The sequence below is a fragment of the Luteibacter sp. PvP120 genome, assembly GCF_054055715.1.
Genome location: NZ_JBSRXP010000002.1, coordinates 294,035 through 319,497, shown reverse-complemented (window position 1 = coordinate 319,497; position 25,463 = coordinate 294,035). Strand labels below are relative to the sequence as shown.

18 protein-coding genes are annotated in these 25,463 nt (G+C 66.6%); 10 read left to right on the top strand and 8 right to left on the bottom strand.

What is annotated here, in order from left to right; translation table 11 throughout:
• Positions 1 to 41: 41 nt before the first annotated feature.
• Genes ACVKN3_RS05340 through ACVKN3_RS05325 form a run of 4 tightly spaced genes read left to right on the top strand, consistent with a single transcriptional unit; the run spans position 42 to position 7,288 of the window.
• Complete coding sequence (locus tag ACVKN3_RS05340; RefSeq protein WP_354513701.1) at positions 42 to 3,248, top strand: efflux RND transporter permease subunit; 3,207 nt, start codon at positions 42 to 44, stop codon at positions 3,246 to 3,248.
• Positions 3,238 to 4,413: an efflux RND transporter periplasmic adaptor subunit gene (locus ACVKN3_RS05335; RefSeq protein WP_354513703.1), complete on the top strand. Its 1,176-nt coding sequence runs from the start codon at positions 3,238 to 3,240 to the stop codon at positions 4,411 to 4,413. Before ACVKN3_RS05340 ends, ACVKN3_RS05335 begins: the two co-directional genes overlap by 11 nt.
• Positions 4,400 to 5,821 (top strand): efflux transporter outer membrane subunit, encoded by a 1,422-nt coding sequence (locus ACVKN3_RS05330; protein WP_354513705.1) that lies wholly within the window; start codon positions 4,400 to 4,402, stop codon positions 5,819 to 5,821. Before ACVKN3_RS05335 ends, ACVKN3_RS05330 begins: the two co-directional genes overlap by 14 nt.
• Positions 5,822 to 5,848: 27 nt before the next feature.
• Positions 5,849 to 7,288, top strand: coding sequence for a coniferyl aldehyde dehydrogenase (locus tag ACVKN3_RS05325; RefSeq protein WP_354513707.1), 1,440 nt, complete (start codon positions 5,849 to 5,851; stop codon positions 7,286 to 7,288).
• 310 nt (positions 7,289 to 7,598) lie between these two features.
• On the opposite strand, the gene tal is transcribed toward ACVKN3_RS05325, so the two are convergent.
• From tal to ACVKN3_RS05310, 3 genes are all read right to left on the bottom strand, one after another.
• A complete protein-coding gene (gene tal, locus ACVKN3_RS05320) occupies positions 7,599 to 8,552 on the bottom strand; it encodes a transaldolase (RefSeq protein ID WP_285404161.1) in 954 nt (317 codons plus the stop codon).
• An 88-nt stretch (positions 8,553 to 8,640) separates the two neighbouring features.
• Positions 8,641 to 10,815 (bottom strand): primosomal protein N', encoded by a 2,175-nt coding sequence (locus tag ACVKN3_RS05315; RefSeq protein WP_354513709.1) that lies wholly within the window; start codon positions 10,813 to 10,815, stop codon positions 8,641 to 8,643.
• Between the two features lie 370 nt (positions 10,816 to 11,185).
• Complete coding sequence (locus tag ACVKN3_RS05310) at positions 11,186 to 12,358, bottom strand: DUF3667 domain-containing protein (protein ID WP_354513711.1); 1,173 nt, start codon at positions 12,356 to 12,358, stop codon at positions 11,186 to 11,188.
• An 85-nt stretch (positions 12,359 to 12,443) separates the two neighbouring features.
• Between ACVKN3_RS05310 and ACVKN3_RS05305 the strand changes: the two genes are divergently transcribed.
• Entirely contained in the window at positions 12,444 to 13,832 is a 1,389-nt protein-coding gene (locus ACVKN3_RS05305; protein WP_285404158.1) for an MATE family efflux transporter, read from the top strand.
• Between the two features lie 53 nt (positions 13,833 to 13,885).
• The gene (gene sppA, locus ACVKN3_RS05300; protein WP_285404157.1) at positions 13,886 to 15,817 is read left to right on the top strand and encodes a signal peptide peptidase SppA; all 1,932 of its coding nucleotides are present in this window, start codon (positions 13,886 to 13,888) and stop codon (positions 15,815 to 15,817) included.
• Positions 15,818 to 15,820: 3 nt separating this feature from the next.
• On the opposite strand, the gene ACVKN3_RS05295 is transcribed toward sppA, so the two are convergent.
• Positions 15,821 to 16,036 (bottom strand): hypothetical protein, encoded by a 216-nt coding sequence (locus ACVKN3_RS05295; protein ID WP_036138147.1) that lies wholly within the window; start codon positions 16,034 to 16,036, stop codon positions 15,821 to 15,823.
• A 49-nt stretch (positions 16,037 to 16,085) separates the two neighbouring features.
• Entirely contained in the window at positions 16,086 to 16,886 is an 801-nt protein-coding gene (locus ACVKN3_RS05290) for an ABC transporter ATP-binding protein (protein WP_354513714.1), read from the bottom strand.
• A gap of 46 nt (positions 16,887 to 16,932) precedes the next feature.
• On the opposite strand from ACVKN3_RS05290, the gene ACVKN3_RS05285 reads away from it, so the two are divergent.
• Positions 16,933 to 17,715, top strand: coding sequence for an SDR family oxidoreductase (locus tag ACVKN3_RS05285; protein WP_354513716.1), 783 nt, complete (start codon positions 16,933 to 16,935; stop codon positions 17,713 to 17,715).
• A 12-nt stretch (positions 17,716 to 17,727) separates the two neighbouring features.
• On the opposite strand, the gene ACVKN3_RS05280 is transcribed toward ACVKN3_RS05285, so the two are convergent.
• Positions 17,728 to 18,366 (bottom strand): DUF4124 domain-containing protein, encoded by a 639-nt coding sequence (locus ACVKN3_RS05280; RefSeq protein WP_285404152.1) that lies wholly within the window; start codon positions 18,364 to 18,366, stop codon positions 17,728 to 17,730.
• A 17-nt stretch (positions 18,367 to 18,383) separates the two neighbouring features.
• Complete coding sequence (locus ACVKN3_RS05275) at positions 18,384 to 19,328, bottom strand: DegV family protein (RefSeq protein WP_285404151.1); 945 nt, start codon at positions 19,326 to 19,328, stop codon at positions 18,384 to 18,386.
• A 194-nt stretch (positions 19,329 to 19,522) separates the two neighbouring features.
• Here ACVKN3_RS05275 and ACVKN3_RS05270 point away from each other — a divergent pair, with 194 nt between their 5' ends.
• From ACVKN3_RS05270 to ACVKN3_RS05260, 3 genes are all read left to right on the top strand, one after another.
• Complete coding sequence (locus ACVKN3_RS05270) at positions 19,523 to 20,308, top strand: AMP nucleosidase (protein WP_354513718.1); 786 nt, start codon at positions 19,523 to 19,525, stop codon at positions 20,306 to 20,308.
• Between the two features lie 171 nt (positions 20,309 to 20,479).
• Entirely contained in the window at positions 20,480 to 21,157 is a 678-nt protein-coding gene (locus ACVKN3_RS05265) for a hypothetical protein (protein WP_354513720.1), read from the top strand.
• A gap of 12 nt (positions 21,158 to 21,169) precedes the next feature.
• Positions 21,170 to 22,045: an EamA family transporter gene (locus ACVKN3_RS05260; RefSeq protein WP_354513721.1), complete on the top strand. Its 876-nt coding sequence runs from the start codon at positions 21,170 to 21,172 to the stop codon at positions 22,043 to 22,045.
• A gap of 144 nt (positions 22,046 to 22,189) precedes the next feature.
• Here the strand turns inward: ACVKN3_RS05260 and ACVKN3_RS05255 are convergent, their stop codons facing one another.
• On the bottom strand, positions 22,190 to 25,312 hold the full coding sequence (locus tag ACVKN3_RS05255; RefSeq protein WP_354513723.1) for a TonB-dependent receptor: 3,123 nt from the start codon (positions 25,310 to 25,312) through the stop codon (positions 22,190 to 22,192).
• Between the last annotated feature and the right edge of the window lie 151 nt (positions 25,313 to 25,463).

Sequence of the window (25,463 nt, the reverse complement as noted above, 5' to 3'; positions counted from 1 at the left end):
ACTTCGCCGCGACGCAGCATTCGCGCACGGAATCCTTTCCCATGATCGGCATCGTCCGGATCGCACTCACGCGACCGTATACCTTCATCGTCCTCGCGTTGTTGATCCTCATCGTGGGTCCGCTGGCGGCGCTGCGCACGCCGACGGATATCTTTCCCGACATTCGCATTCCGGTGATCGCGGTGGTGTGGCAGTACACCGGCCTGCCGCCCGACCAGATGGCCGGCCGCGTGACCTCGCCGTTCGAGCGGGTGCTCACCACGACCGTGAACGACGTGGAGCACATCGAAGCCAATTCGATCCAGGGCTTCGGCATCGTCAAGATCTTCTTCCAGCCGACGGTGGACATCCGCACGGCGAATGCGCAGGTCACCGCCGTCGCGCAGACCCTGCTGAAACAGCTGCCCCCGGGCATCACGCCGCCGCTCATCCTCAACTACAGCGCCTCCACGGTGCCGATCATCCAGCTGGCGCTGTCCGGCAAGGGCCTGACCGAGCAGAACCTGGGCGACCTGGGCCTCAACGTCATCCGCCCGCAGTTGACGTCCGTGCCGGGCGCGGCCATTCCGTACCCCTTCGGCGGCAAGACGCGCCAGGTGCAGATCGACATCGATCCCGGTGCGCTGCAGGCGCGCGGGCTGTCCGCGCAGGATGTGGCCAACGCGCTGGCCGCGCAGAACCTGATCACGCCAGTGGGCACGCAGAAGATCGGCCGGTTCGAGTACACGCTGCAACTCAACAACGCGCCCTCGGTGATCGACGAACTGGGCAACCTGCCCGTGAAGACCGTGGACGGCGCTACCGTGTATATCCGCGACGTGGCCCACGTGCGCGACGGCTCACCGCCGCAGACCAATATCGTGCACGTCGACGGTAACCGCTCGGTGCTGATGACGGTGCTGAAGAACGGCTCCGCCTCCACGCTGGCGATCATCCAGGGCATCAAGGACCGCGTTGCCGGGTTGAAGGAATCCGTGCCTCCCTCGCTGGAGATCAAGCCGATCGGCGACCAGTCGCTGTTCGTCAGCGGTGCCATCGAGGGAGTGGCGCGCGAGGGCGTGATCGCCGCCGCGCTGACCAGCCTGATGATCCTGCTCTTCCTCGGCAGCTGGCGCTCCACCGTCATCATCGCCACGTCGATCCCGCTGTCGATCCTGGGCTCGATCGCCGGACTATCGGCGTTCGGCGAGACCATGAACATCATGACGCTGGGTGGCCTGGCGCTGGCGGTGGGCATCCTGGTCGACGACGCCACCGTGACCATCGAGAACATCAACTGGCACCTGGAGCAGGGCAAGGACGTCGAGACGGCGATCCTCGACGGCGCCGCGCAGATCGTCACCCCGGCCTTCGTGTCGCTGCTGTGCATCTGCATCGTGTTCGTGCCCATGTTCTTCCTCAACGGCGTGGCGCGCTTCCTGTTCGTGCCGATGGCCGAGGCGGTGATGTTCGCGATGATCGCGTCGTTCATCCTCTCGCGCACGCTCGTGCCGACGATGGCGAAGTACCTGCTGCATCCACATACGCACGACGATCCGCATGGCGAGGGCAAGGCGCCGTCGCGCAATCCGCTGGTGCGCTTCCAGCGGGGTTTCGAGTCACGCTTCGAGGCGGTTCGCGAGCGCTACCACGGGCTGCTCGGCATGGCGCTCGCCCATCGCAAGGTGTTCGTGATCGTCTTCATGGCGTTCGTGGTGCTGTCGTTCGGGCTGGTGCCGATGCTGGGGCGTAACTTCTTCCCGTCGGTGGATTCCGGCCAGATCCTCATGCATGTGCGGGCGCCGGTCGGTTCGCGCGTGGAGGAAAGCGCGCGCATCTTTGCCCAGGTAAGCAACGCCGTGCGCCGCATCATCCCGCGGGAAGAACTGGGGACGCTGGTGGATAACATCGGCCTGTCCAACTCGGGTATCAACAATGCGTACAACAACACCGGCACCATCGGTGCGCAGGACGGCGACATCCAGATTGCATTGAACGAGGGGCACGCGCCCACGGCCGATTACATCCGCACGCTGCGCGAGAAACTTCCGCGGGAATTTCCGGGTACGACGTTCTCGTTTCCGCCCGCGGACATCATCAGCCAGATCCTGAACTTCGGCTCGCCGGCACCGATCGACCTGCAGGTGCGCGGCCCCAACCTGTCGGCCAACTTCGCCTACGCCGATCGCCTGTTGCGTGACATCCGCCGCGTGCCCGGCGTAGCCGATGCGCGGATCCAGCAATCGCAGGCCAACCCCACGCTGAACGTGAACATGGACCGCAGCCAGGCCCAGCAGGTCGGCATCACCGCGCGCGACGTCACCAGCAGCCTGGGCGTGAACCTGGCCGGCTCCAGCCAGATCGCGCCTACCTACTGGCTCAATCCGCAGAACGGCGTGTCGTATCCCATCGTGATGCAGACGCCGCAATACGCCATGGACTCGCTGGCCGACCTGCAGAACGTGCCGGTCACGCCCAGCAGCGGCACGGCGGGTTCCCAGATCCTCGGTGGCTTCGCCACCATCGAGCGGACGGCCACCAACGCGGTGGTCAGCCAGTACAACATCCAGTCGATGGTGGAGATCTACGCCACTACGCAGGATCGCGACCTGGGCGCCGTGGCCGCGGACATCCAGCGCATCATCGACGCGCACAAAAAGGACCTGCCCAAGGCGTCGAGCGTGGCCCTGCTCGGCCAGGTGCAGACGATGAACAACGCGTTCTCCGGGCTGATCTTCGGCCTGCTCGGCGCCATCGTGCTCATCTACCTGCTGATCGTGGTCAACTTCCAGTCGTGGAGCGACCCGTTCGTGATCGTCACGGCGTTGCCCGCAGCCATCGCCGGCATCGTCTGGATGCTGTTCGCCACGCACACCACGCTGTCGGTACCCGCGTTGACCGGCGCGATCATGTGCATGGGCGTGGCCACCGCCAACTCCATCCTGGTGGTCAGCTTCTGTCGCGAGCGCCTGGCCGAACTCGGCGATGCCACCGCCGCAGCGCTCGAGGGCGGCTTCGTCCGCTTCCGTCCGGTGCTGATGACCGCACTGGCGATGATCATCGGCATGGGCCCGATGGCGCTGGGCCTGGGCGAGGGCGGTGAGCAGAACGCGCCGCTCGGCCGCGCGGTGATCGGTGGCCTGATCTTCGCCACGATCGCCACGCTGCTCTTCGTCCCCGTCGTTTTCAGCATCATCCACGGCCGTCGCGGCCATGCGTCCCCCACACCACCGGCGAAGCCCTCCGGAGAGCCTGTCCATGTCGCCTGATACGTTGCATACCCCACCGCCGCGTCGTCTGCGCATCGTCGGCATCATCGCCGTCATCGTGGTGCTGGCGATCGTCGTCGCCGGCATCGCCACGCGCGCCAACGACTCGCACAAGCTGCGCGCCTGGACGGACGAGCAGGCCGTGCCCACGGTGAATGTGGTCGAGCCGCAGGGCGGGCAGGGTGGCGGCGAGCTCAATCTTCCCGGCCGGTTGCAGGCCTATGCCCGCGCGCCGATCTACGCGCGCACCAGCGGCTACCTCAAGTACTGGAAAGCGGACATCGGCCAGAAGGTGAAGGCCGGCGACGTGCTGGCCGAGATCGAAACGCCGGATCTCGACCAGCAGCTGCTGCAGGCGCGGGCCGACCTGGCCAGTGCGCGCGCCAACGAGGCGCTGGCGCAGACCACGGCGAAGCGTTGGAAATCCATGAGCGATTCCGATTCCGTCTCCCGGCAGGAAGTGGATGAGAAAACGGGCGACTACGAGGCCAAGCATGCGCTCGCCACCGCGGCGCAGGCCAACCTGGAACGTATCCAGGCGCTGAAGGGGTTTGCCCGGCTCACCGCGCCGTTCGACGGCACCGTGACGGCGCGCGAGACGGATGTGGGTGCGCTGATCAATGCGGGTGGAGGGGGCCAGGAGCTGTTCGTCGTCTCGGACACGCGCAAGCTGCGCATGTACGTCAACGTGCCGCAGAACGACGCGCCGTCGATCAAGCGGGGCTCGACCGTGAAGCTCACCGTGCCGGAATACCCGGGGCGTACCTTCACGGGTATCGTGGAATCCTCGTCGTCCGCCATCAATGCGGCCACGGGCACCACGCTGGTCCAGGTGTCCGTCGACAACGCCGAAGGCGCGCTGCTGCCCGGTGCCTACGCCAGTGTGACTTTCGACCTGCCCGGTAACGCCGCGTTGTTCAGTGTTCCTGCCAGCGCGCTGGTATTCGACGACCGGGGGCTGCGCGTCGCGGTGCTCGATGCGCACGACAAGGTGAGCTTCCGCACCGTTACCGTCGCGCGTGACATGGGCAAGACCGTGCAGCTGTCCTCCGGGATCGCCCGCGGCGATCGTCTCATCGAGAGCCCGCCGGACGGGCTGGCAGATGGCGACACCGTGCGGGTGAACGCGCCGAAGAAGGCGGAGGGTGATCATGCGCCGGCCTGAGCGGGTAGCGCTGGTGGCCCTCGTCGCCGTCGGCATGACGGCCTGTTCGCTGGCGCCGCCGTACCGGGCCCCCGAGGTGCCCGTGGCACCGCAGTACGCCAATGCAGTCTCGCCGTGGACGGAGGCGAAGCCCGCCGATCGCCTGGCGCGCGATAGCTGGTGGACCCTCTATGGGGATGCCCGACTCGATGCGCTGCAAGTGAAGCTGCTGGCCAACAACGCGTCCCTCGCCGCCGCGCTGGCGCATTACGAACAGTCCGAAGCCGTTCTGCGCCAGGTGCGCGCAGGCCTGTTCCCGCAGATCGGCCTGAATGCCAACGGCACGCGCAACCGCGAGTCGGACACCCGGCCTTTGCGCGGTGCCACGTCGCCGTCGTACTACAACGCGTACACGATCGGTGCGCAGCTGGATTATGAGGTGGACCTGTGGGGGCGCGTGCGCGATACCGTCACCGCGGGCAAGGCCGAGCAGGTAGCCGCCGCGGACGATCTTGCCGCCGCGCGCCTCAGCCTGCAGGCGCAGCTTGCCGACAGCTACCTGCAACTCAACGGGTTCGACCGGCAGGTCACCGTGTTGAAGCAGAGCATCGACGCGTTCGCCCGGGCATTGAAGCTGACGCAGTCCCGGCATGACGGCGGCATCGCCTCCGGCCTGGACGTGGCGCGCGCACAGACCCAGCTATCCAGCGCGAAATCGCAGCTGACCCAGGCGCAGGCACAACGCAGCCTGGTGCTGCATGCGATCGCCGTGCTGGTGGGCGATACGGCCTCGAACTTCCAGCTCGCGGCCGACGACGGGCAGGTCAAGGTGCCGACCCTTCCGCTGGAGGTGCCGTCGCTCATTCTCCAGCGTCGCCCGGACATCGCGGCGGCAGAGCGACGCACGGCCGCCGCCAACGCGCGCATCGGCGTGGCGAAATCCGCGTTCTACCCGCAGCTGACGCTGGACGGGCAGGGTGGCTGGCAGAGTTCGTCGTGGGGCAGCATCGCCACGGCGCCCAACCGTTTCTGGGCGATCGGGCCGACGCTGGCGCTCAACCTGTTCGACGGCGGTCGCCGCAAGGCCGTGGTCGCACAGGCGCAGGCCGCCACCGACGAAGCCGGCGCGCGCTACCGCGACGTAGTGCTCAATGCCTTCGCCCAGGTCGAGGACAACCTCACGCTGCTGCGCGACCTGGGTGCGGCACTCGTCGACCAGCGCGCCGCCGCCGATGCGGCCCAGCGATCGGTCGACCTGTCGATGAACCGCTACCGGGAAGGCGCGGTGGGCTACCTGGACGTGGTGCAGGCGCAGACGACCGCGCTGGATGCCCGCCGCAACGTCATCGACCTGGAAACCCGCCAGCTGCGCGCCAGCGTGCAGCTGATCCGCGCCCTGGGTGGTGGCTGGTCTGCGTCCGCCACCTGATCACGCATCCGGGCTTACACTGGCCGGATGCAGAACATTCTCGACCGCCAGAAAGCCGCCCAGCTCGCCGAAGGCCCGCCTTCGGCAGAGACGCGCATCGACCGCCTCGATCGTGCCATCGGCCTGCTGGTCGATCACGCGGACGCCATCACCCAGGCGCTGAGCGAGGACTTCGGCCACCGCAGCGTGGATGCCTCGCTGTTCACCGATGTGGCGGCGTCCATAGAACCGTTGAAGCACGCAAAGCGCCATGTGCGGGCGTGGATGCGCCGCGAGCGCCGCGCGGTGTCGCCCGCGCCGCTCGCGTTGCTGGGTGCACGGGCGTGGGTGGACTACCTGCCCAAGGGGACGGTGGGCGTTATCTCGCCGTGGAACTTCCCGTTCAACCTCACCTTTGCGCCATTGGCGGGGGTGCTCGCGGCCGGCAACCGCGCGATGATCAAGCCGTCCGAACTCACGCCGCGTTGTTCGGCGCTGATGCAGCAGATGATCGGCACCGCGTTCGCCGACACCGAGATCGCGGTGGTGACCGGCGGTCCGGACGTGGGCGAGGCGTTTTCCCGGCTTCCCTTCGACCATTTGCTGTTCACCGGTGCCACCTCGGTGGCGAAGCACATCGTACGTGCGGCGGCGGAGCACCTCGTGCCGGTGACGCTGGAGCTGGGCGGCAAGTCGCCGGCCATCGTCGGTCGCGATGCCGATCTGGACCTCGCAGCGCGACGATTGATGTTCGGCAAGACGCTCAATGCGGGGCAGATGTGCGTGGCGCCGGATTATGCGCTGGTACAGCGCGATCGTGTCGAGGCGTTCGTCGCTGCGCTCTCGCGTGCGGCGGGGGTGATGTTTCCGAGGTGGTGGGACAGTCCGGACTACACATCGATCGTTAATGATCGGCATCATGCGCGATTGATGGGTTACCTAGACAATGCGCGTGCTGGCGGTGCGACTGTGCGCATGCTTGTTCCCACCGACACGGAGCTTGCCGTGCCCGTCGACGTTGACGTTAGCGCGGTCGCTGCCAGCGCAGATCGCCGCATCCCGCCGATGGTGGTGCTCAACGCCAACGACACGATGGACGTCATGCGCGACGAGATCTTCGGGCCGATTTTGCCGGTGTTGCCCTACGACGGTATCGACGACGCCATCGCGTACGTCAACCGGCACGAACGGCCGCTCAGTCTTTATTATTTCGGCAACGATGTGGCGGAGCAGGAGCGCGTGCTGTCGCGCACGGTGGTCGGTGGCGTCACGATCAACGATACGGTGATGCACCTGGCGATGGACGATTTGCCGTTCGGCGGTATCGGTGCGTCGGGGTCGGGTGCGTATCACGGCAAGACGGGGTTTCTTACTTTCAGTCATGCGCGGCCGGTCTACAGCCAGGCACGTTTCGATGTAACTGCGATGCTTAGGCCGCCGTATGGTTCGACTATAAAGCGACTGATGCGCCTCAAGCTCCGCCGCTGAAACTTTGCCGTGGCATGTGCTTGCATGTGTAGGAGCGGACGATGTCCGCGAAACCCTCAACGCGCCTATAACGACCGATGCCTTTCATTACAACAGGCGTCGCGGTTGTAGGAGCGCACGATGTCGCGAATTCATTTCGTTTTGCGTTCGGAAACGCCGGCAGGGGTGTGGGGGTGCGGCTTCGTTTGTAATAGGGAGTGTTTAGGGTTCGCGGACATCGTCCGCTCCTACATTCATTGTGCGCTGGCGGGCGCATGAAAAAGGGGCCGACGTGGGTCGGCCCCTTTTATGGTCCAGCGGTGAGCGAGGTTTACAGCTTCGCGCCCAGCAGTTCTTCGAGCTTGCGCTGGTCGACGGCGAACTTGCGGATGCCTTCGGCGAGCTTGTCGGTGGCCATGGCGTTTTCGTTGTGGCCCCAGCGGAACTTGGCTTCGTCGATGCGGCCCGGCTTGTCTTCGCGGCGGCCGCTGTCCTTCAGCGCGACCGGCAGGTCGCTGGTGTTCTCTTCCAGTTCCTTGAGCAGGTTGGGCGAGATGGTCAGGCGGTCGCAGCCGGCGAGGGCCTGGATCTGGCCGATGTTGCGGAAGCTGGCGCCCATCACGACCGTCTCGTAGCCGTGCAGCTTGTACCAGTCGTAGATGCGACGGACCGACTGCACGCCGGGATCTTCCGCCGGCTCGTAGGTCTTCTTGTCGGTGTTGGCCACGTACCAGTCGAAGATGCGACCGACGAAGGGCGAGATGAGGAACGCGCCGGCTTCGGCGCAGGCGACGGCCTGTTCGAAGCTGAAGAGCAGCGTGAGGTTGCAGTTGATGCCTTCCTTCTGCAGCTTCTCCGCGGCGCGGATGCCTTCCCACGTGGAGGCAAGCTTGATCAGGATGCGCTCTTTCTTGATGCCGATGTCTTCGTAGAAGCCGATCAGGCGCTTGGCTTTCTCGATGGACGCGTTGGTATCGAAGGAGAGGCGGGCGTCGACTTCGGTGGACACGCGGCCCGGCACGATCTTCAGGATCTCGCGGCCGACCAGCACGGCCAGACGATCGCCGGCGTCGGTCAGCTGCTGGTCGCGGCTGTTGCCCTGGCTTTTCGCCCAGTCGATGGCTTCGTCGATGTAGCCCGAGTACGCGGGGATGCCGGCGGCGGCCAGCAGCAGGGACGGGTTGGTGGTCGCGTCTTCCGGCTTGTACTTGGCGATGGCGGTGATGTCGCCGGTATCGGCCACGACGGTGGTGATCTTGCGCAGTTGCTCGAGCTGAGTGGTCACGTTGAGGGTTCCGTTACCTGATAAGACCCCTATTGTCGCGCCGTTCGGCGTGAAGGGACAGGCATCCGCACGTATCGGTTCAGCAAGTTCAATACAGGTCGATGGGATCCACGTCGAGCGACCAGCGCACCTTGCGTGCCGCGGGCAAGGCTACCAGCGCCTGCTGCCAGGGCCGCAGGAAGCCGTGCAGCCGTGCGCGCGTGCCGGCTTCGACCAGCAGCTGCCCACGGTGGCGCCCGGCCCTCAGTGGCATGGGCGCGGGCATGGGGCCGGCGACGCGCAGGTCGGCCGGATCGCCCAGGGCCCCATGCGCCTGGGCCAGGAACTCGTCCACCTCGGCGCGGCCATGCGCATCGGCGCGCAGCAGCACCTGATGGGATAGCGGTGGCAGCTCGAGGAGCCGCCGTTCCTCGAGCAGCTCCGTCGCCACTGCGGCGTAACCGCCGCGCAGCAGGGCGTGCAGCATCGGATGGTCGGGGTGGTGCGTCTGCAGGAGCACGCTGCCGGGTTTGCTCGCGCGGCCGGCCCGTCCGGCCACCTGGACCACCAGCTGGGCCAGGCGCTCGCTGGCACGGAAATCGACACTGTGCAGGCCTTCGTCCACCCCGACGATGGCCACCAGGGTGAGGTTGGGCAGGTCGTGACCCTTGGCCAGCATCTGCGTGCCGACGAGGATGGCCGGCTTGTCTTCACGCAGGTTGTCGAGGATCTGGCCGAAGGCATCCTTGCGCCGCGTGGTTTCCCGGTCGATGCGCACCACCGGTACGTCGGGGAAGCGCTCGACGAGGGCTTCCTCCAGGCGCTCGGTGCCCTGGCCCTGGGGACTGATGTTGGCCGAGCCGCACGCGGGGCAGGCCGTGGGCACGGCGGTGATGTTGTCGCAGTGGTGGCAGATCAGGCGGCGCCGGCCGGCGTGCAGGGTCATGGGCCGGTCGCAGCGCGGGCAGTCGGCGTGCCAGCCGCAGTCATAACACAGCAGCACCGGCGCATAGCCGCGCCGGTTGCGAAATACCAGCGCCTGCTCGCCGCGCTCGACGCAGGCCGCCACGGCGTTGATCAGGGTGGGCGACATGCCGTGGTCCAGCCGCTGGGCGCGCATGTCGACGATCTGCACGCGCGTGGACTGGGCCGCGCCCGGCCGGCCCTTCAGCACCAGCCGCCGGTAGCGGCCGGCGGCGACGTTGCCCAGGGTTTCCAGCGAGGGCGTGGCCGAACCGAGCACCACCGGTACGCCGTGCGCGCGGGCACGCACCAACGCCAGGTCGCGTGCGTGGTAGCGGAAGCCTTCCTGCTGCTTGTACGAGGCGTCGTGCTCCTCGTCGACGATGATCAGGCCGGCGGCGGGCAGGGGGGTGAACACGGCCGAACGCGTGCCGAGGACGACACGGGCGCTGCCGTTGCGCGCCCGCAGCCAGGCACGGGCGCGCTCGCCCTCCGCCAGGTTCGAGTGCAGCACCTCGATGGCCACGCCCAGGCGCTCGCGCAGGCGGCGCACCGTTTGCGGCGCGAGGCCGATCTCCGGCACCAGCAGCAGGGTCTGCTTGCCTTCCGCCAGCGCGCGTTCGATCAGGGCGAGGTAGACCTCGGTCTTGCCGCTGCCGGTGACCCCGTCCAGCAGGTAGGGCTGGAACCCGCCGAACCCCTCGGCGATGGCCGCCACCGCGGTGGCCTGCTCGTCGCTCAGCGCCGGGCCGGGCGCACGGGTCAGCAGGGGACCGGCATCGTCGTCGTCCTGCCGGACGACCAGGCCTGCCTCGGCCAGCCGTCGTGCGGCAGCCCGCCAGTCCGGCAGGGCCAGGCCCAGCTCGTCGGCGGCCCGGGGGCCCTCACGCAGCGCGTCCAGCAGCGCGGCGGAGCCGCCCTTGCGGCGTTTGGCCTCACGGGCCACGTGCCCCTCGGGCGTCAGGGACCAGGTCTCGCGACCGGTGGCGGGCAGGGCGCGCGGCTCGCGCAGCGCCAGGGGCAAGGCATTGGCGAAGGCCTCGCCCGGCGCGGCGGCCCAGTAATCCGCTGCCCAGGCCAGGGTCGCCATCAGTTCGGCGTCCAGCAGCGGGGCGTCGTCGAGCACTTCGCTGACCCGTTTCAGCCGCTTGACCCCCACCGCGGCCTCAGCGGCGGGGTCGACGACGATGCCTACCATCTCGCCGCGGCCGAACGGCAGGCGCACACGCGAGCCCGCCCTCGCTTCGCCTGCCGCCGGTGGCAGGTAATCGAAGAGGGTGAGCAGGGGTACCGGTAAGGCGACGCGAAGAACGAGTGTCATGCCAGGCCTAGTTTACCGGTGTGTGCCGATTCCGCTGGTCAAGGTTTGACCAGTTCACCATGGGCTTGGACCCCATTGGCACCACGGCGGCGAGGAAACGCAGGTAAGTGCCCGCCGTCGGAGGGGTTTCCATGTTATCCACAAGCGCTGTGGATAAGTCTGTGGATGAGCCTCGGATGGAGGGTGCCCAAGGCGCATGGCTAGGCCCTTCCGGTTAGCTTGCGTACATTTTAACCAGACTGAAATACACTTTATTTTCAGTAGCTTGCAAATTGGTCATGGTGGGCGTTCACAAAGCTTCCGCAAAACCTTGACAAAAGCGAAGGGTTTGCCGCGCCTGTGTACAACCGCTGCCGGGCCGGAAAAAATCCTAGTGGCTCATGCCGATAAGGAAGGCTACCGCGACGACGACGAGCAGCAGCCAGAAATACAGGCTTCCGATCAGCCAGTACTTCAGCAGGGTGATGCCCCAGCCCTGCCGATAGACGCGTTTCTGCATCAGCAGCAGGTAGACCGGCATCCATACCCAAAGGGCGAACTGCACCAAGCCGATCAGGCTGCCACCCACGGCGAGGTGGGGCTGGATCGCGGTCCGTGCGAAGCCGAGCAGGGTCAGTGCCATCAGCGACAGGAACAGGAACGCGTGGCTGTGCAGCGCCACGATCACGTGTTCCATGTACAGCCGGCGCCGGAACACATAGAACAGCTTGAGGATCAGCGCAAACAGCGGAACCATCACGAACATGGCCTGGGGCAGCACCGAGAAGAAGCCTTCGATGATCCGGTGCATGGCTTCCTGGCGCTGCTCGCCGCCGTTGAGCACGGGGATAAGGTTGGCCTTGAAGTGGGCCAGCGCGGTGTCGATGCGCCGGTTGACGGGGGCGGGCAGCCAGGCGATGTCCATCTTGGTCCGATCGCCAAACCAGCTTTCCACCTTCTGTTCGCCGGTGCGTCTCGCCTCCGGTAGGGGCTCGTCGGCCTGGTCGGGCAGGGGCGCCGCGTTCAGCTGGGTCAGGCGCGCGTTGGCGGCCTGGCGGATGACGCCGGCCGCCATGCCCAGGCCGGCCTTGGCTGCAGCGGGCATGACCGGGTCGTCGCGAGCGTCATGCACTTCGCGGATCTGGTCGTCGTAGAGGGTGTGCACCTCGTCAGCGGTCTTTGCCGACGCAAAGGCTTCCAGGGCGCCTGCGGGGGCAGGCTTGCCGTCGTTGCTGCCGAACTTCGTGTCGCCGATGGCCAGGTGCAGCAGGAAGAACGCCAGCAGGCAGAACACGAACATCAGGCGGAACGGCGCGACATAGCGCACGCGGCGGCCCGAGAAGTATTCCAGGGTGAGGTAGCCTGGCCGGCTGAACAGCGGCGGCAGCGTATGGACGATGCGCTCGTCCATGTGGAAAAAGATATCGCCCGCGTCTTCCAGCATGTGCGAGACAGGCTTCAGTACGCTTCCGATGGACTGGCCGCACGCGTGGCAGAACTCGCCCTGCAGCGGCGTGCCGCAGTTTGCGCACATCCGCCCGGCCGATGGCTCGAGATCGTTCATTCCGTAGGTTCCCCTTGTCCCCTGCGGGGTCGGATGATCGCACGGGGGACGCTACAATGGACGGCCCACACGTCATTGCCCTCCCATGTCCCTCGACCGCGCCCGCGCCCGTCGCGAGATCGGCGCCACCGTCCGGTTGGCCCTGCCGATGATCGCCGCGCAGCTTTCCGCCATCGGCACCAACGTCGTCGACGCCGTGCTCGCCGGTCACCAGGGTGCGCATACGCAGGCTTCCGTGGTCACCGGCGCCAATATCTGGGTGCTGGCGATCGTCACCGGCATCGGCACCATGATGGCCGTGCCGCCCACGGTCGCCCAGCTCGACGGGGCAGGGCGTCGCGGCGAGGTAGGCGCGGTGTTCCACCAGGCGCTGTACATCGCCTGGGCGCTCGGCCTGCTGCTGGCCGTGGCGGTGTGGCACGCCTCGCCGCTGATGGACGTGTTCGGCGTGGTCGAGTCCATGCGGGCGGACGTGCGCGCCTTCCTGCACGCGATCTGCTTCGCGGCGCCGGCGCTCACCACCTATTTCGCCCTGCGCGGGCTGTCCGAGGGGCTTTCCATGCCCCGTCCCTCCATGTACTTCAGCTTCGGCGGCCTGCTGGTGCTGGCGCCGCTGGGTTACGTGCTGATGTACGGCAAGCTCGGCATCCCGCCGATGGGCGCGCGTGGCAGCGGTATCGCCACGGCGATCGTGCTCTGGCTGGAAACGATCGGCTTCGGCATCTACGTGTTCCGCCACCGCAACTACCGCGACCTCAACCTCCGCCAGCGGATGGCCCCGCCGGACCGTCGGCAGATCGCCCAGTTGCTGCATATCGGCGTGCCCATGGCCATTACGCTGCTGATGGAGGCGGGGTTGTTCGTCGCCGTGGCGCTGTTGATCGGACGGCTGGGCGAGACGGTGACGGCCGGCCACCATGTGGCCCTCAACGTGGCCTCGGTGGCCTTCATGATCCCGCTGGGCCTGTCCATGGCAATCACGGTGCGGGTCGGCAACGCCGCCGGTCGCGGGGATGCCGCCGGGGTGCGCTACGCGGGCATGTCCGGCATCGTGCTGGTGCTGGTCACGCAATGCGTGTCGTCCGGCATCATGCTGCTCCTGCCTGGCCCCATCGCGCGCCTCTACACGGGCGATCCCGCGGTGGTCGCCATGGCGTCGCAGCTGCTCGTCCTGGCCGGCCTGTTCCAGTTTTCCGACGGCATCCAGGTCGCCTCCAATGGCGCCCTGCGCGGCCTGAAGGACACCCGGGTGCCGATGGTCATCACCCTGTTCGCTTATTGGGGAGTGGGCATGCCCATCGGCTGGTGGCTGGCATTTCCCCAGCAGCTGGGCGCCCGCGGCATGTGGATGGGCCTGATCGCCGGTCTGAGCATGGCCGCCGTGTTGCTGTTCGCGCGGTTCTGGCGCAGCAGCGCCCGGGCCCGCTGGCGCGACGATCCGGACAATGTGGCGCCCGTGTCTTTCCACACGTGATGCCGACGACCCGACGCGCTACGCTGCACACCATCATCAAGGAAGCCATTTAGATGTCGGATCGCTACGACGCCGTGCCCCCGCCCCTGCCCGATCGCCCCCAGCCGGTTCCCCCGGTGCCGCCGGCGGCGACGCGTCGCGGTGGCTTCGGTCGCTTCATGCGCACCCTGGGCCGGGGTATCAACCTCACCCGGCTGATCGTCATCAACGTGTTTTTCTTCGGCCTGCTCGCACTGGTGCTGCTGGGCCTGTTCGTCGGCAGCCGCGGTGCCCGGGTCACCGACCAGACGGTGCTGGTGCTGGCGCCCGAGGGCGCCCTGGTCGAGCAGTACAGCGCCGATCCGCTGTCCCGCGCGCTGGGCCGCATGTCGGGCGACGCGGTGAAGCAGGTGCAGGTGCGCGACATGGTGCGCGCCATCGACGCCGCCGCCACGGACGCGCACGTGACCCGCATCGTGTTGCGGCCGGACCGCCTCCAGGCCGGCGGCTTCGCCTCGCTGCGTGAGGTGGGCGCCGCGCTGGACCGCTTCCGCGCCACCGGCAAGCCGGTGCTCGCGTGGGGTGCCAGCCTGGACCAGAGCCAGTACTACCTCGCCTCGCATGCGGACAAGGTCTATATCGACCCGCAGGGTGGCGTCATGGCCACGGGCCTGGCCAATTACCGCCTGTTCTACAAGGACCTGCTCGACCGCCTGGGCGTGCAGGTGCACCTGTTCCGCGTCGGCCAGTTCAAGAGCGCGGCGGAACCGTTCATCCTCGATCACGCTTCGCCGGAATCGAAGGAAGCCGACGCGTTCTGGCTCGGCGGCCTCTGGTCCACGTGGATCGACGAGGTGGCGGCCCGCCGTCACCTCGACCCCGCGGCGCTGCGCGCCGATGTGGACGACCTTGCCGATCGCGTGCGCGATGCCAAGGGCAGCCTGGCCGACCTGGCCGTCGAGGAAAAACTCGTCGACGGCATCGCCACCGAGCAGCAGTTCGTGCAGATGCTGCGCAAGCAGGGCGTACCGGCCGGCAAGAAGGAACAGGGTTTCCGCCAGGTGGACCTGAGTGGCTACCTGGCCGATCGCGGCCTGTCCAACGCGGACATGCTGGCGACGGGCGACGGCGTCACGGTGGTGGTCGCCGAAGGCGAGATCACCGGCGGCAAGCAGGCGCAGGGTTCGATCGGTGGCGACTCCACGGCCGCGCTCATCCGCAGCGTGCGTAACGACGGCCGCACGAAGGCACTGGTGCTGCGCGTGAACTCGCCCGGTGGTGAGGTGTATGCCGCCGAGCAGATCCGCCGCGAGGTCGAACTCACCCGCGCCGCAGGCATTCCCGTGGTGGTGTCCATGGGCGACGTGGCCGCCAGCGGCGGCTACTGGATCTCGATGAATGCCAACCGCATCTATGCCGAGCCCAACACCATCACCGGCTCCATCGGCATCTTCGGCATGTTCTTCACCGTGCCCGACACCCTTGCCAAGCTGGGCGTGAAGAGCGACGGCGTGGCGACCGGTCCGCTGGCCGGCGCGTTCGACGTCACCCGCCCGCTGGACCCGAACGTCGGCGTGCTGATCCAGAGCATCATCGACAAGGGCTACCGCGATTTCGTCGGCAACGTGGCGAAGGCGCGCGGCAAGGACTTCGCGTCCATCGACGCTATCGCGCAGGGTCGCGTCTGGACCGGCCAGCAGGCGCTGGAGCGCGGCCTGGTCGACAAGCTCGGCAACCTCGACGATGCGATCCGCGATGCGGCGCAGGAGGCCCATCTGGGCAAGGATGTCCACGTGCGTTATGCCGAGAAACCGATGGGCGCGTTCGAGCGTTTCCTGACCAACGTCGGCGACAGCACCGAGGCGCACGTGGCGATGTCATGGGGCGTGCGCCTGCCGTCCTGGGTGGCGATGTTGCCGAAGCTGGCACCGGAGTTCGCCTTGTTCCGCACGGCGGAGGCGGGCAAGCCCAACGTCTACGCCTACTGCTTCTGCTCGCCGCGGTAAGGCTTATTGCTCCTGCGCGCGGAGCGCGGCGTCCTGGGCCTTGGCCTGGGCGTCGACCGTGTTCTGCACGTCCTGGGCTTTTTTCTTCTGCGCCTCGAGTGAGTCCCAGGGCGTGTGCACGCGCGCCTGCGGCGCCGGCGGCTCCTGGGCAGGTGCCGGCGGCTTCGAGCATCCCGCACAGGCAAGCGCGATCAACACGGGTAAAGCGGCACGGTTCATGGCAGGCAACTCCTCGGGAGACGCCCCGGAGTCTCTCGCGCAGGCGGTGTCAGCGCAATCGCGTGCCGTAGAACCCGCCGGTGCACTGCACCTGGATGGGCCAGTCGAACAACGCCGAAAGCCGTGCGTCCGTCAGCAGCGCCGCTTTCGGACCCTGCGCGAACAGTGCGCCGTCATGCAGCATCACTACCTGGTCGATCTCCGGAACGATCTCCTCGACGTGATGGGTGACCAGCACCAGGGTGGTGCCCTCGCGGGCCAGTTGGCGCAGCAGTTCGACGAAGCGCCGCCGTGTGCCGGGGTCCAGTCCGGCGCTGGGCTCGTCCAGCAGCAGGGCGCGGGGACGATGCACCAGTGCGCGCGCGATCAGTACACGGCGGGCCTCGCCCGTGGAGAGGGTGCTGACGTCGCGGTCGGCGAGATGATTCGCGCCGACGCGTCGCAAGGCCTCGGTGGCGCCTTCACGCATCGTGTCACTCACCTCGTGATCGAGGCCCAGCGTCGTCGCGGCAAAGAAGCCGGAAAGCACCACATCCATCGCCGTATCGCTGGATGCCTCGAACTCGCGGCGCAGGTCCGCGGATACCACGCCGACCAGGCGACGCAGTTCGGCCACGTTCCAGCGGTCGCGACCGAAGACCTGCACGACGGGTGAGCGATCCGCATGCACCAGCGGATAGAGCCGGCGCTCGATCAGCTTCACCAGGGTGGATTTGCCCGAACCGTTGGGCCCGAGGATGGCCGTGTGCTGCCCTTCGGCGATGACCAGCGACAGCGCATCGAGCAGTGTTCGACCGTCGCGCACCACGGTGGCCCGGTCGATCGAGAGCAGGGGAGTCTGGACGTCCATCCCCGGAGCATACCTTGTAGGATGCGCTCAACGACGGAGACCTTTCATGCATCCACGACTTTCCAGCTGGCGCCTCGACGGGCGCACCGCACTCGTCACCGGCGCGAGCAAGGGCATCGGTTATGCCTGCGCGCGCGAACTGGCCGCACTCGGCGCCGATGTGCTGCTGGTCGCCCGTGACGAACTGGTCCTGCAGGAAGTACGCGACGAGCTGGCCGACGAGTGTCCCGATGTCGAGATCCTCGGCATGGCGGCCGACCTTGCCGAGCAGGAAGACCGCCTCGCCGTGTTCGACTGGGTGGTGGACCTGGACGTGGACCTTTCCATCCTGGTCAACAATGTTGGCGGCAACACGCCACGTGCCACGCTCGACTACGAGGCCGACGAATACCGCGCCTTGTTCGAACTGAATGTCTTCTCCGCGTTCGAGATGAGCCGGGCCGCTTATCCGCACCTGATCCAGTATGCCAATGCGGCCATCGTCAACGTCGGCTCGGTGTCCGGCATGACACACGTGCGTACGGGCTCCCCCTATGGCATGACCAAGGCCGCGCTGCACCAGATGACTCGCAACCTGGCCGTCGAATGGGCCGAGGACGGTATCCGGGTGAACGCGGTGGCGCCGTGGTACATCCGCACGCAGCGCAGCGAGCCCGCACTGGCCGACACGGAATACCTCGAGGAGGTGCTCGATCGCACGCCCATGGGCCGGATCGGTGAACCCGAAGAGGTCGCCGGTGCGGTGGCCTTCCTCTGCCTGCCGGCCTCCAGCTACGTCACCGGCGAGATCGTCGCGGTGGATGGCGGGTTCCTGCGTTACGGGTTCTGATCGCGCCGGCGATCAGCCGCAGCCCGCCAGTTGCCGGCTCAGCGCGGCATCTTTCGCTTCCAGCGGCGGGCGGTCGCTCTTGAAGGCGTTGCGCAAGGCCTTGCGGTTGGCGTCCGCCTCGTCGTGCAGCACACGGCAGGTCTCGTCCAGGCTCAGGCGACGGCAGGTGTCCTGCACCCAGATGTAGTTGGTGTTGGTGAGCACGCCGACGCTGCCCTTGCCACGATTGAGCTCCGGCGCCGAGGCGATGGCGGCGTTGCGGCCGCTATAGGCCTCGCCGAGGGTGCCGCCGAAGTCACCGACCACACCCGACGGCGCGAGATAGGGCTCGGTGTTGCCGTCCGACCGCGTGTACGGCGTGCCGTCGGTGGCACGGATGCAGCCGTAGCGGTGGGGCGGTGGCGCGTCGGGCATCGTGGACGGCGCGGTATCCGGCGCCGGTGCCGTCTCACCGACCGGGGGCATGTCCACCGCCGGGGGTGCACTACGCGTGGCTGCCGGCGCGGGATCGGCCAGTCGGATCATCTGTTGCTGCTGGGTCTTCGGGCATGGGGTCTGCTGGTAGATGACCTGGCCGGATGCCATGCACTTGTAGACCGTCTCCGCGCGCGTGGCGTCGCTGGCCAGCATGGCCAGGGCGACGAGGACCATGTGCCGGCCGTGCACGGTCAGAACTCGGCAACGTGGTCTTCGCCGGCCAGGCCGAGCGTCATCGCGCCTTCGCCGACGTTGACCATGCCGGTGATGCTCATCGGGCTTTCAAGGATCTCGACACCGGCATCGCCACAGGCACGGGTGAGCGGATGGTAACCGGGCAGGTTGCGCATGTCGTCCAGGTCGCCGCCGTAACTCAGCGACAGCGACGGCACCAGCAGCCCCGCCTGCACGCGGCGTGACGCGTACTCGAACAACGATTGCGCACCGTGCTCGAACCCCCGCACCTTGCCGACCGGGCCGGTCTCGCCACGGTGGGCGCGCAGGATCGGCTTGATGTCCAGGGCGCTGCCCAGCATCGACGTCAGGAAGCTGACGCTGCGGTCGCCCTTGCTGCGCGCACGCGAACGCAGGTAGTTGAGGTCCCGCGGCAGCATGTAGCCGTACGAGCAGTCGGAGATGTGGGCGGCGCGCTCGCGTACCTCGGCGGGCGATTTGCCCGCCCGGATCATGCGTACCGTCTCGGCGATGGCCGGCACGGAGCCGGCGAAGATAGTGCGGGTGTCGACGACGCGCATCAGGAACGGACCCGTCTGTCCCGCCGCCTCGCGAAGGGGCCGGTAGTTCTTGAGGATGGCGAAGCTGGCCTTGATCACGTTGTCGTGGATCGGGCTGCGCGTGGCCATGATGGTCAGGCAGACCACGCAGTCGAACCGCGCCACCATGTGATCGAGCACCAGGTTTTGCACATCCTCGACCGAGCTGGCCTCGGTTTCTGCCGAGTGGCTGCGGCTGCCCAGCTTCTGGTCGAGGAAACGCCGGATCTCGTCGGGGTCGCGGTCGTCCTTGAAGCTTTGGCCGTCCACTTTGACCGTGACGGGCATGACCGCGATGCCGTTGTGCTCGATGAATTCACGCGGCACGTCGCAGGCCGCATCGATCGCCACTCCGATTCGCATCGGCACCCTCCCATCCACGGCCGCAAAGCCTCGCGGCGCCCGAAACGCCCGCTGCGTCCCATGTCCTCCGCTGGGCCGGATGCTACACTCCGCCGATTGAATTTGGCACTCCGCCGGCGTGGCGTCGCCGGTAACCGCGCCGTCGGACCGTGAAGGTGGCCTCCGCCGCCGGCGCACGCGCAACCGGATTCCCCATGAAAACCAAGAATGAGATCGTCTCCAACTGGCTGCCCCGCTACACGGGCACCCCCCTGGAGGCCTTCGGCCGGCACATCCTGCTGACCAACTTCGGCCACTACGTCGAGCGCTTCGCCACCGACCACGGGGTGGAGGTACGCGGTCGCGACCGCGCCATGCCCAACGCCACGGCCGACGGCATCACCTTGATCAACTTCGGCATGGGCAGCCCCAATGCCGCGACCATCATGGACCTGCTCAGCGTGATCGAGCCGGAGGCCGTGCTGTTCCTCGGCAAGTGCGGTGGCCTGAAGCGCAAGAACGCCATCGGCGACCTCATCCTGCCCATTGCCGCCATCCGCGGCGAGGGCACGTCCAACGATTACCTCCTGCCCGAGGTGCCGGCCCTGCCGGCGTTCCAGCTGCAACGCGCGGTATCGACGATGATCCGCGACCTGGGCCACGACTACTGGACCGGCACCGTCTACACCACCAACCGCCGCGTATGGGAACACGACGAGGCCTTCAAGGACTACCTGCGGCGCACGCGCAGCATGGCCATCGACATGGAAACGGCCACGATCTTCGCCGCCGGCTTCGCCAACCACATTCCCTGCGGTGCACTGCTGCTGGTTTCCGACCAGCCCATGATCCCGGAAGGCGTGAAGACCGAAACCAGCGACGCGGCGGTCACGGCCAACTTCGTCGACCGGCACATCAAGGTAGGTATCGAGGCCCTGAAACTCGTGCGTCGGCACGGGCGGAGCGTGAAGCACCTGCGCTTCGAGGATGAAGCGGACTGACGTGAGGTAAGGCTCAGGGGTGCGGCGCCGGCCATCGAAACGCCGGCGTTCCGCCGAGAATGTGGCGCACGTCACGTTTCACGCGGGTACCCCTGAAACTCAGAATTCTTCTATATCGCTCTCCTCGGCCGGGTCCTAGCGTTCCCGCTTCCTTTCATGGGGGGCAATGCAATGAGTCAGGCATTTCGGCTGGACGATCACGTGCGCGAGTATCACTACGATTACGCCACGACACTGGACGGGATCATGGACGCGGCCCAGTGCGCACTGCTGGTCGAGCGGATAAACGCACTCATCGATGCAGGCCAGGTGAAGCTCGTGGATCACGAAGGGCGGGGAACCGATGCAGTCTGCGACACAGGTGGCCGCTATCTTCACCACATCTTCGAGGGCGACGACGTACGCCGCCACTTGCCGGAACTGATGGCCGTCTATCGGGCGATCCTGCCCCTGGTCGCCGCGGTGACCAGCCAGGAGGCGGTTCTCTCTCCTTATCCCCGGTCGGACGTCAATATCAAGGTCTACCCGCCGGGGGGCGGCACGTTGGGCGAACACTACGACACCAACGGCATCACGGTACTGCTCTTCCTGACGGACAACCGCGAGGCGCCGCTGCGCATGCAGATACCGCGCGCGCATCCTTCGCGGGGCGCGTGGGTGGAGCGACGGACCATCCACGCCCGCGCCGGTACCCTTCTGGTGATGAAGGGGAGGGAGGTGCTTCATGATTGCGAGCCGACGGTGAGCGAACAGAAAATTTCCGTGGTCCTCAATTATTACGTGCGTGGCGATACATGGCGTCACGCATCTTTCGACGATTTCGTCTACGACGGTGTGGCACCGGCCTAAGGGGCTTTGACGATGCGTATGCGCGACCTGTTGCTCGGTGTCTTGGTTACCGTGATCTGGGGCAGCAACTTCTCGGTGATCGAGGTCGGCCTTCGCGATCTCGATCCCTTCCTGCTCACGGCGCTGCGGTTCCTCATGACCGCCCTGCCGCTGATCTTCTTCTTTCGCCGGCCGGCGAACGTGCCGCTGGCTGCGGTGGCTGGCTACGGCATACTGTTCGGCGTGGGGCTATGGTTTGTTGTGAACCTTGCCATGTCCCAAGGGATGTCGCCGGGGCTATCGTCACTGGTGCTGCAGTTCGCGGTGTTCTTCACCCTGCTGCTGAGCGCGTTGGTCTTCGACGAGCGGATCCACCGGCCGCAGGTCGTCGGGATGGTCCTCGCCGTGGGTGGCCTGCTGCTGGTCATCGGCTACACGCAGGGTGCTGCCACCGTGCGCGGCGCACTGCTGGTGCTACTCGCCGCACTCAGCTGGAGTGTCTGCAACCTGCTGGTGAAACGATACAAGCCGGCGGACATGCTGGCCTTCATCGTCTGGTCGAGTGCCTTCGCCGCCCCGGCGCTGTTGCTGCTGACCGCCTGGGTGCGCGGTGCCGCGCCCTTCGTCGCGCTGGGCCATGGCGTCACGCTGGCTGCGGTTGGATCGATCCTTTTCCAGGCGTATGTCACCACGATTTTCGGCTACTCCGTCTGGAATACCTTGATGAAGACCTATCCGGCGGCCACGGTGGCGCCACTGTCGTTGCTGGTGCCCGTGTCGGGTATCGCCACGTCGTGGCTCGTCTTCGACGAGCACTTTGCACCGGGTGTGTGGGGTGGTGTGGGGGTGATGCTTTGTGGGGTGGTTGTGTTTGTGCTTGCGCCTAGGTGGGGGCGTCGGGTGCGGTGATCGCGGACATCGTCCGCTCCTACAGGCAGTGGTGAGGCCGGGGCGAAAAAAAGGCCGTCCGTGGGAGCGGACGGCGATTCGGGGAGGTTTGCAAGGTGGCGCGCCACGGAGGATGGCGCGCGCCCTGTCTTCTTGTCGTGGTGCTTAGAGCGAGAAGTCGTACTCGGCCGACAGCTGCACGTAGCGCGGCTGCTGGAAGCTGGTCGGGATCTTGTACGTGGTGCCGGACAACGAGTTGCCGTTGTTGTCTTCGCCCACTTCGTTGATCGTCGCCGTGTGCTGCTTGTTGAAGATGTTGAACACGTTGGCCGAAATGGTCAGCCCCTTGGCCCAATCGGGCTTGTAGGCCGCATTCAGGTCGATGTTCCAGTAGGTCGGCGTGCGACCCACCGAGCCGCGCTGCACCACGAAGCCGTTGCAGTAGAGGTACGCGCCGCCGCCGTAACCGCCGATGGTGCCGTCGATCGGGTTCAGGCCGTAGCAGTTTTCCGGGCGACCGGTCTGCAGCAGCGCGTTGGCACCGACCAGGAACTGCGGCGAGATCTGCCATGCCCCGTAGATCTTGAACGTGTGCTTGCGATCGTTGGGCAGGTAGCCGTTGGTGCCGGCCATGATCTCCGGATAATCGAACAGCTCGGTCGTGCCGGTGTCGGCCTGGCCGTTGGCCGAGTCCACGCCACCTTCCGAATTGCCGCGGGTGTGCGACCAGACGTACGACGCCTTCATGTACCAGGTGTTGTCGAAGTTGCGCTCGGCGGTCAGCTGCATCGCCATGTAAGAGCGCTTGTACTTCGGCTCGCCCACGACGGCGCCGGGCAGGTGGATGTCGTACAGCGTGCCGGTGGCATCCACGGGCGTGCGCAGGGTGACCGAACTGCCGGGATTGAAGATGTAGCAACCCGGCACATTGGTCGCGGAGGGCGACAGGTTGGTGGTGTCGAGGTTGAGGCCGTACTGCGCATTGGCTGCCGCGGCGATCGGGCGGAAATCGCACGAGTCGTCGATGCCGGTCAGGATCTTCCGGTAGATCGCCTTCGCGCCGAACGTCCAGTCGGCTACCTGCTGCTGCGCACCGAGGATGAACTCACGCTGCTTGAACGGCTTCAGGTCCTTGGTCGCCACGGCACCCGGATTGGGCACCACACCGGCCTCGCCGTTGGAGTACTGGGTGACGGCGCGCGCCGGGTTGGCTGCCGCATAGGCGGCCGGCACCGGACCCAGTCCGGTCGGTGCACCCGTGGTCGGATCGATCCCCGTATAGCTGAAATAGTTGATCTGGTAGAGCGAGGCTGCCGCACCACGCAACGCCACGTTGCCGTCCAGCGGAAGCGAGTAGTCGCCCGCGCTGCCGTACACCTTCAGCGACGAGTCGCCATGCACGTCCCACGAGAAGCCCAGGCGCGGCTGCCAGCTGTGGATCTGGCTGACGTAGGTCTGGCCGAGGCTGTTGGTGTTGTTGAAACCGTCGTTGCGCACGCCGATACGGGCAACGAAGTTATCGGTGACGTGCCAGTTGTCCTGCAGGTAGTACGACTTCTGCGTGATGCCTACCTTGGCACCCGTCGCGAACACGGCCTGCTTGACGACGTTGTCCGACGGGTTGAGTGTCGCATCGTAGCCCAGGATCGAAGCCGGAATAGGCTGGTAGGTGTACGTCGAACCCCCTTCGTACGCCGTGCCGGTATCGGTCGTGAAGTGGTCGCGTGCCCAGCCGGCCTTCAGGTCGTGGTCGCCCAGGTGGTACTCGAAATCGATGCGACCGGCATTGCGCTTGTCCTCGCCGTTGGGCGTGGTCAGCTCGCCCGCCGACGTGAACGAGCAATGCGGTGCCGCAGGGGCGGAGCCGGCGACCACCGGATTGCGCTGGTCCACGATCACCGGGCAACCCGGCGAATTCACCGCGTCGAAGATGTTGCCGTCGTACTGCTCGAGCGTGCCGTCCGCCGTGGTCGCGCGTTCGACGCGACGGTTGGTGCTCTTGCCGTACTGCGCCGACACCGTGAAGTCGTCCGTGATGTAGCTGGTGTACTTCAGGATATTGTTCATGCCACCGGTCTTGTCGTACTGCTGACCGAGGTAGTCGCCGCGATGGGGCTGGCCGTTGTCGTCGTAGTTGTAGCCGTAGATGCTCTGTTGTTCCGTGCTGGTATCGCTGAAGCCGGTGTACTCGAGGATGTTGTTCTCGTTGATGTTCCAGTCCAGCTTGACCAGGTAGCGCGGGTCCTTGATGGTCGTCTTGTTGAAGCTGCCGCCGCCGGTGGCGTCGCCGTAGTGCTCGTCCGCCGTGCGCGTGCCGCCGACGAGCGCGAACATGAACAGCTTGTCCTTGATCAGCGGGCCGCCCAGCCACGCGTTCCAGCGCTGGCCGAAGTCGGTGGCATTGCCGCTACCGTTGTTGCCCACCACGTAGTTGCTGTTGTGGCGGTTGTTCTGCAGCAGCGATCCGTTCTGCAGGTAGATGTTGGGCTGGTTGGCCTGCAGCTGGTACGGGTTCCAGGTGTAGTCGATGCCGCCCTTCCACTCGTTGGTGCCGCGCTTGGTGTTGACCGAGATCACGCCGCCGGTGGAGTTGCCGTATTCGGCGCCGTAGCCGCCGTCCTGGATCTCTTCCTGGTCGATGGCCTCGAACGGCACCTGCGCATAGGTCAGGCTCTGGAAGAAGTTGGTGACGTTGAAACCGTTGACGTAGTAGCTGTTCTCGGCCACGGAGGCACCGCCGAACGACGCCAGGTTGCCGAAGGCGCTGTCGCCCTTGGTCGCGCCGGGTGCCAGCAGCGCCACGGCGGTCTGGTTACGCGCCAGCGGCAGCTGCTTGATCTGCTCGGCGGTCATCACCGTGTTGGTCTGGCTGGAGGTGATGTCGATCGGCGGCAGTGCGTTGGCGGTCACCGACACCGTGGTCAGGTCCTGCGGGCCGCCTGCCGCGGTGGTGGAAGCGGGTGCCAGGAGGTTCAGGTTGAAGCCCTGGCCCGCCACGACGGTGACGTTCCGCGTGGTGTTCTGGCCGCCCTTCACCGAGGTGATCTTGTAGTCGCCCGGGGGCAGCGACGAGATATTGAAACGGCCGTCGCTGCCTGCGGTAGCGCTGCGGCTCAGGCCGCTGCCGCTACTGGTGGCGGTGACCTGGGCACCGGCATCCGCCGTACCGTACACACCGCCCACGGTGCTTTGCGCGAACGATGCGGCGCTGACGATACCGAGCCCGACGGCAATGGCCAACGAAAGCGAACGCCGCCGTGCGCGGTCCGATGAATGACGCAACTGCATGTAGATCTCCCCGGCCACAGGCCCATTGGTTCAAAGTCGCGCCGCCGTCGGCAGAAGGCGGTCGCGGTGTCGTGACGAAAACGGATGGCCGTCCGGGCCCCCTTGGTGGCGCCGACATCCTCCGCGTCGAAGCGCCGCGTGCGTGGTTAAC